Genomic DNA, 7697 nt, shown 5'->3' with positions numbered 1-7697 from the left:
GGCCCCGCCCGGCCCGGCGCCCCGGGGCGCCTCCGGCTCGGCAGCCCCCGACCGCGCCTGCGCATGGTGAGCCTCGCCCTGACCCTGGTGATGATCGCCTTCGTCGTACGGCTGCTCCAGGTGCAGGCCGTGGACGCCGGCGAGTACACCGCCAGGGCCGAGCAGGACCGGTACGTCGGCCACGTCCTGGCGGCCGAGCGCGGCGAGATCACCGACCGCGACGGCGTGGCCCTCGCGACCAGCGTCGACGCCAACGACATCACGGCCGACCCCACGATGTTCACCCGCGAGCAGACGAAGATCGCCGACGCTCCCGAGCAGGCCGCAGCGCTCCTCGCACCGATCCTCGGCGCGGACCAGGAGACGATCGCCCAGAAGCTCAGGACGAAGAACACCCAGTACGTGCTTCTCGCGCGCCGCCAGCTGCCGGAGGTCTGGAAGCAGATCAAGGACCTGAAGACGGCGCTCACGAAGCAGGCCGCGAAGGACCCGGACACGGTCAACGTCCTGGCGGGCGTCTTCCAGGACCCCAGCAGCAAGCGCGTGTACCCCAACGGCGACCTCGCCGCCGGGATACTGGGCTGGGTCAACTCCGAGGGCAAGGGCGCCGGAGGCGTCGAGCAGCAGCTGAACAAGGAACTCACCGGCAAGGACGGCAAGATCCGCTACGCCCAGTCCGGCGGCCGCCAGGTACCCACCGTGAGCGCCACCGAGACACCCGCCGTGCCGGGCTCCGACGTCGAGCTCACCATCAACCGCGACATCCAGTGGGCCGCGCAGAACGCCATCACCGAGCAGGTGAAGGAGTCCAAGGCGGACCGCGGCTACGTGATAGTGCAGGACACCCGGACCGGCGAGATCCTGGCCATGGCCAACTCGCCGGGCTTCGACCCCAACGACCTCTCGAAGGCGAACGGCGACGCCCTGGGCAACGCGGCCGTCCAGGACGCCTACGAGCCCGGCTCCACCGCCAAGGTCATGTCGATGGCCGCGGTCCTCGAGGAGAACGCCGCCACCCCGGGGACGCACGTCGTCGTGCCCAACCGGCTGCACCGCGGCGACCGCCTCTTCAAGGACGACATCGACCACCCGACCTGGTACCTCACGCTCAACGGCGTGCTCGCCAAGTCCAGCAACATCGGCACCATCCTGGCCACCGGCCAGCTCGGCAAGACGCAGAAGCAGGCCAACCAGGTCCTCTACTCGTACCTGCGGAAGTTCGGCCTCGGCAGCTACAGCGGCCTCGGCTTCCCCGGCGAGACGAAGGGCATCCTCGCGCCGCCGGCCACCTGGTCGACCTCCCAGCAGTACACGATCCCTTTCGGCCAGGGCATGTCGATCAACGCGATGCAGGCGGCGTCCGTCTACTCGACGATCGCCAACGGCGGCGTACGGGTCGACCCCACGCTCGTACGAGGCAGCAAAGGAGCCGACGGACGCTTCACACCCGCGCCGGGGCCCAAGAAGACGCGGGTCGTGAGCGAGAAGACGGCGAAGACCCTCGCCCGGATGCTGGAGTCCGTCGTGGACGACGAGGAGGGAACCGGCACCAAGGCACGCATCCCCGGATACCGGGTCGCGGGCAAGACGGGTACGGCCAACCGCGTGGATCCGGCCACGGGGAAGTACCGCGGCTACACGTCGTCGTTCGCCGGCTTCGCGCCCGCCGACAACCCGCGGATCACCGTCTACTGCGCGATCCAGAACGCCACCAAGGGCAACTACTTCGGCGGCCAGATCTGCGGACCCATCTACAAGGAGGTCATGGAGTTCGCCCTGAAGACCCTCCAGATCCCGCCCACCGGGGCGAAGGCCGCGAACCTGCCCGTCGCCTTCAAGCCCTGACCAGCACCACCGCCCACGACCAGCACCACCGCCCACGACCGGCAGCACTGGAAAGACCGACCAGGAACCAGCTCGTGACGATGATCACTTCAGACTCCGGGGACCACACCCCGCCGCCCGCCCCGCCCACGCCCTCACTTCGCTCCGGTGGGGGTGAGCCCGGTACGCTCACCGCCGTGCCACACGCTGATCAGTCCCAAACCACCCAGAAGGGCGTTCCCGTGACCTATCCGGGGCCGCCGCGGCCGACGCGGGTCTCCGCCACACCCCTCGCGGAGCTCGCCGGCCAGCTGGGTGTCGAGCCGCCCGAGAGCACCGCCGAGGTCACGGGCATCACCCATGACTCGCGCGCCGTGCGCCCCGGTGACCTGTACGCCGCCCTGCCAGGCGCCCGCCTGCACGGCGCCGACTTCGTGACCCAGGCGGCCGGCCTCGACGCCGTCGCCGTGCTCACCGACCCGACGGGGGCCGAGCGCGCCGCCGCCACGGGCCTGCCGGTGCTCGTCGTCGACGATCCCCGGGGACGGATGGGCGAGCTGGCGGCCACGATCTACGGCCACCCCGGGCGCGACCTGCTCCAGATCGGCATCACGGGGACCTCCGGCAAGACCACGACCGCGTACCTGGTGGAGGGCGGCCTGAAGTCCGTCCGCAGCACCGGGCTGATCGGCACCGTCGAGATGCGCATCGGCGACGAGCGCATCAAGTCCGAGCGGACCACCCCGGAGGCCACCGATCTCCAGGCGCTGTTCGCGGTCATGCGCGAGCGCGGCGTCGAGGCGGTCACCATGGAGGTCTCCAGCCACGCGCTGGTCCTCGGCCGGGTGGACGGCTGTGTCTTCGACATCGGCGTCTTCACCAACCTCAGCCCCGAGCACATGGAGTTCCACTCCGACATGGAGGACTACTTCGGGGCCAAGGCGCAGCTGTTCACGCCGAAACGCGGCAAACTCGGCGTCATCAACTTCGACGACGAGTACGGCCGCCGGCTGGTCAAGGAGGCAGGCGTCCCCGTCGTCACGTTCTCCGCCGAGGGCCACCCCGACGCCGACTGGCGCGCCGAGGACGTCACCGTCGGCCCGATGGACTCGACGTTCACCGTGATCGGCCCGAAGGACGAGCGGATCACCGCGAAGTCGCCGCTGCCGGGCCCCTTCAACGTCGCCAACACCCTCGCGGCGATCGTCGCGCTCGCCGTCGCCGGCCTCGACCCCCAGGTCGCCGCCGACGGCATCGCCGCCGTACCGGGCGTACCGGGCCGGCTGGAGCGCGTGGACACCGGGCAGCCGTACCTCGCGGTCGTCGACTACGCCCACAAGACGGACGCGGTCGAATCGGTCCTCAAGGCGCTCCGCAAGGTCACCGAGGGCAAGCTGCACGTCGTGCTCGGCTGCGGCGGCGACCGCGACACGACCAAGCGCGGCCCCATGGGCGCCGCCGTGGCCCGGCTCGCCGACACCGCCGTGCTGACCTCCGACAACCCCCGCTCCGAGGACCCCCTCGCGATCCTCGCGGCCATGCTCCAGGGCGCGGCCTCCGTGCCGGCGCACGAGCGCGGCGAGGTCCAGGTCTTCGAGGACCGGGCCGCCGCGATCGCTTTCGCGGTGGCCCGGGCACAGCCCGGGGACACCGTGCTGGTCGCGGGCAAGGGCCACGAGCAGGGCCAGGACATCGCCGGGGTGGTGCGTCCCTTCGACGACCGCCAGGTGCTTCGCGAAGCTATCCAGCAGACCCAGGGATGAACTTGTGATCGCCCTCTCTCTCGCCGAGATCGCAGAAGTCGTCGGCGGGCAGACGCACGACATACCGGACCCGTCGGTCCGGGTCACCGGACCCGTCGTCAGGGACTCCCGCGAGGCGGGGCCCGGCAGCCTGTTCGTCGCGTTCGCCGGCGAGCGCGTGGACGGCCACGACTTCGCGCGGCAGGTCGTCGAGGCGGGTGCCGCCGCCGTCCTGGCGTCCCGCCCCGTCGGTGTGCCCGCGATCGTCGTCGAGGACGTCCAGACGGCCCTCGGCGCCCTCGCCCGCCACGTCGTCGACAAGCTCGGCACGACCCTCGTGGCCCTCACCGGCTCCGCGGGCAAGACCAGCACCAAGGACCTCATCGCGCAGGTGCTCCAGCGCAAGGGACCGACCGTGTGGACGCCCGGCTCGCTCAACAACGAGATCGGGCTGCCCCTCACCGCGCTCAGCGCCACCGAGGAGACGAAGTTCCTCGTCCTGGAGATGGGCGCGCGCGGAATCGGCCACATCCGGTACCTCACCGACCTGACCCCGCCGAAGGTCGGGCTCGTCCTCAACGTCGGGACCGCCCACATCGGCGAGTTCGGCGGCCGCGAGCAGATCGCCCAGGCCAAGGGGGAGTTGGTCGAGGCGCTTCCCCCGGCGGACGCGGGGGGCACCGCGATCCTGAACGCCGACGACCCCCTGGTACGCGCCATGGCGTCCCGCACGAAGGCGAAGGTGCTCCTTTTCGGAGAGTCCGGCGAAGCGGACGTACGTGCCGAGAACGTACGACTCACGGACAGCGGACAGCCCGCGTTCAGCCTTCACACACCCTCCGGTGCAAGCGATGTGACCATGCGCCTGTACGGTGAGCACCACGTGTCGAACGCGCTCGCCGCGGCCGCCGTCGCCCATGAGCTGGGCATGTCCGCGGAAGAGATCGCCACCGCGCTCTCCGAGGCGGGCTCCCTCTCCCGTTGGCGGATGGAGGTCACCGAGCGCCCGGACGGCGTGACGGTCGTCAACGACGCCTACAACGCGAACCCCGAGTCCATGCGGGCCGCCCTCAGGGCGTTGGCGGCCATGGGCAAAGGGCGCCGCACGTGGGCGGTGCTCGGCAAGATGGCCGAGCTCGGGGACGAGGCTCTCGCCGAGCACGACGCGGTCGGACGGCTCGCTGTCCGGCTCAATGTCGGCAAGCTCGTCGCGGTCGGGGGCAGGGAAGCGTCCTGGCTGCAACTGGGCGCATATAACGAGGGTTCGTGGGGTGAGGAGTCGGTGCACGTGTCCGACGCACAGGCGGCGGTCGACCTGTTGCGCAGCGAGTTGCGCCCGGGAGACGTCGTACTCGTGAAGGCGTCCCGGTCGGTCGGGCTCGAGAGCGTGGCGCAGGCGTTGCTGGACGGCGGCGTCGAGGGTGAGGTTGCCGCCCGATGATGAAGCAGATCCTGTTCGCGGGAGTCATCGGTCTGTTCCTGACACTGGTCGGCACTCCGCTGCTGATCAAGCTGCTCGCGCGCAAGGGCTACGGCCAGTACATCCGCGACGACGGCCCGCGCGAGCACGCCAGCAAGCGCGGTACGCCGACCATGGGCGGCATCGCCTTCATCATGGCGACGATCGCCGCGTACTTCCTGGCCAAGGTGATCACGGGCTCCCTGGACGAGGACGTCGACGCGGCGCCGACCTACTCGGGTGTGCTGGTGCTCGGCCTGATGGCGGGCATGGGCCTCGTCGGCTTCCTCGACGACTACATCAAGATCGTCAAGCGGAGGTCGCTGGGCCTGAGGGCCAAGGCCAAGATGGCCGGCCAGCTGATCGGCGGTATCGCCTTCGCGGTGCTCTCGCTGCAGTTCGCGGACAACCGCGGCAACACCCCCGCCTCCACCAAGCTCTCCTTCGTGCAGGACTTCGGCTGGTCCATCGGCCCGGTGCTGTTCGTGGTCTGGGCGCTGTTCATGATCCTCGCCATGTCGAACGGCGTGAACCTCACCGACGGTCTGGACGGTCTCGCCACCGGCGCCTCCGTGCTGGTCTTCGGCGCGTACACGTTCATCGGCGTCTGGCAGTTCCAGGAGTCCTGCGCCAACGCGGCGACGCTGATCAACCCGGACGCCTGTTACGAGGTACGAGATCCCCTCGACCTCGCCGTGGTCTCCGCCGCGCTCATGGGTTCCTGCCTCGGCTTCCTGTGGTGGAACACGTCGCCCGCCAAGATCTTCATGGGCGACACCGGTTCGCTGGCCCTCGGCGGCGCGCTCGCGGGTCTCGCGATCTGCTCCCGCACCGAACTGCTGCTCGCGCTCCTCGGCGGCCTGTTCGTCCTCATCACGATGTCGGTCGTCATCCAGGTCGGCTCGTTCCGCCTCACCGGCAAGCGCGTCTTCCGAATGGCCCCGCTCCAGCACCACTTCGAACTCAAGGGGTGGTCCGAAGTCCTTGTCGTGGTCCGCTTCTGGATCATCCAGGGCATCTGTGTGATCGTCGGACTCGGCCTCTTCTACGCGGGATGGGCAGCAGACAAGTGACGTCCTGGCAGGGCATGCACATCACCGTCGCCGGCCTCGGCGTGAGCGGCATCAGCGCCGCCCGCGCCCTGGCCGGCTTCGGCGCGTCCGTCGTCGTGGTGGACGGCGGCGACTCGGAGGCGCTCCGCGAGAAGGCCGCCGCCCTCGAAAGCTCCCTCGAAGGCGTCCGGGTACGGCTCGGCGACGGCGACACCCTCCCCGAGGGCACCGAACTGATCGTCACCTCGCCCGGCTGGAAGCCCACTTCGCCGCTCTTCGCCGCGGCCGCCGAGGCGGGCGTGGACGTCGTCGGCGACGTCGAGATCGCCTGGCGGCTGCGGGGCCCCGATTCCGCACCCTGGCTGGGTGTCACCGGCACCAATGGCAAGACGACCACCACTCAGATGCTCGCGTCGATCCTGCGCGCCGCCGGCCTGCGCACGGCCGCGGTGGGCAACATCGGCACGCCGATCATCGACATCGTGCTGGGCGACGAGCCGTACGACGTCCTGGCGGTGGAGCTGTCGAGCTACCAGCTCCACTGGGCGCCCTCCCTGCGCGCCCACTCCGCCGCCGTCCTCAACCTCGCCCCCGACCACCTCGACTGGCACGGCTCCATGGAGGCGTACGCCCGCGACAAGGGCCGTATCTACGAGGGCAATCGCGTCGCCTGCGTCTACAACGTCGCCGACAAGGCCACCGAGGACCTGGTGCGCGACGCGGACGTGGAGGAGGGCTGCCGGGCCGTCGGCTTCACCCTGGGCACGCCCGGACCGTCCCAACTCGGTGTCGTGGAGGGCATCCTCGTCGACCGTGCCTTCGTCGAGAACCGGCAGAAGAACGCCCAGGAGCTCGCCGAGGTCGCGGACGTCAACCCGCCGGCCCCGCACAACATCGCCAACGCCCTCGCCGCGGCGGCCCTCGCCCGCGCGTTCGGGGTGCCCGCGGCGGCCGTACGGGACGGTCTGCGGGCCTTCCGGCCGGACGCGCACCGCATCGAGCACGTGGCGGACGTGGCCGGGGTCGCGTACGTGGACGACTCCAAGGCCACCAACACGCATGCGGCGGAAGCCTCCTTGGCCGCGTACGAGTCGATCGTGTGGATCGCGGGCGGCCTGGCCAAGGGCGCGACCTTCGACGAACTGGTCGCCAAGTCGGCAAAGCGACTTCGCGGTGTCGTGCTGATCGGCGCCGACCGGGGCCTGATCCGGGAAGCGCTCGCGCGACACGCGCCCGAAGTGCCCGTCGTGGACCTCGACCGGACCGACACTGGGGCGATGCCGGCGGCTGTCCGGGAGGCACGAGCGCTCGCGCGGGCGGGCGATACGGTGCTGCTGGCTCCTGCTTGTGCATCCATGGACATGTTCGTCAACTACAACAAGCGCGGGGACGCGTTCGCGGAGGCCGTTCGCGAACTTGCGTCTGCCGACGGCTGACCCGGGTCCGCCTCGCCTGGCGGCGGAGCCGGGCGAACCTGGAGGGTACGCGTGACACGGATGTGGCTGGAGTTTCGCCGACGGCCGTCCGCCGGCGGTACGGCGCTGGGGGTCGTTGATGGCCAGTAGCCGTACCGGCCGTCCTCCCCTTCAGCGCGTCACCCGCCGGCCCCCTGTTCCCCGC

5 protein-coding genes are annotated in these 7697 nt (G+C 70.5%); all 5 read left to right on the top strand.

Annotated elements, in window-relative coordinates:
- Positions 1-1845, top strand: a 1845-nt coding sequence (locus FNH08_RS38960; RefSeq protein WP_228034626.1) for a peptidoglycan D,D-transpeptidase FtsI family protein, incomplete at its 5' end; no start/stop codon positions are given.
- 74 nt (positions 1846-1919) lie between these two features.
- Positions 1920-3587 (top strand): UDP-N-acetylmuramoyl-L-alanyl-D-glutamate--2,6-diaminopimelate ligase, encoded by a 1668-nt coding sequence (locus FNH08_RS38955; protein WP_322726187.1) that lies wholly within the window; start codon positions 1920-1922, stop codon positions 3585-3587.
- Between the two features lie 4 nt (positions 3588-3591).
- Positions 3592-5007, top strand: a complete 1416-nt coding sequence (locus FNH08_RS38950) for a UDP-N-acetylmuramoyl-tripeptide--D-alanyl-D-alanine ligase (RefSeq protein ID WP_322726186.1) — start codon at positions 3592-3594, stop codon at positions 5005-5007.
- Positions 5007-6098 carry a phospho-N-acetylmuramoyl-pentapeptide-transferase gene (mraY, locus tag FNH08_RS38945; RefSeq protein WP_152776255.1) on the top strand — a complete coding sequence of 364 codons (1092 nt, stop codon included), beginning with the start codon at positions 5007-5009 and terminating at the stop codon, positions 6096-6098. Before FNH08_RS38950 ends, mraY begins: the two co-directional genes overlap by 1 nt.
- Positions 6080-7513, top strand: coding sequence for a UDP-N-acetylmuramoyl-L-alanine--D-glutamate ligase (gene murD / locus FNH08_RS38940; RefSeq protein WP_152776252.1), 1434 nt, complete (start codon positions 6080-6082; stop codon positions 7511-7513). The genes mraY and murD overlap by 19 nt, the downstream gene beginning before the upstream one ends.
- The last annotated feature ends 184 nt before the right edge of the window (positions 7514-7697 follow it).

The sequence above is a fragment of the Streptomyces spongiae genome (assembly GCF_009377185.1).
Taxonomy (GTDB): Bacteria; Actinomycetota; Actinomycetes; order Streptomycetales; family Streptomycetaceae; genus Streptomyces; species Streptomyces spongiae.
The sequence above is the reverse complement of the archived record's forward strand: the minus strand, read 5'-3'. Positions and strand labels throughout refer to the sequence as shown.

Bases quoted from the DNA above. Each gene is read 5' to 3' on its own strand.
- murD (WP_152776252.1), top strand. From the start codon at position 6,080: ATGGGCAGCAGACAAGTGACGTCCTGGCAGGGCATGCACATCACCGTC.
- mraY (WP_152776255.1), top strand. From the start codon at position 5,007: ATGAAGCAGATCCTGTTCGCGGGAGTCATCGGTCTGTTCCTGACACTG.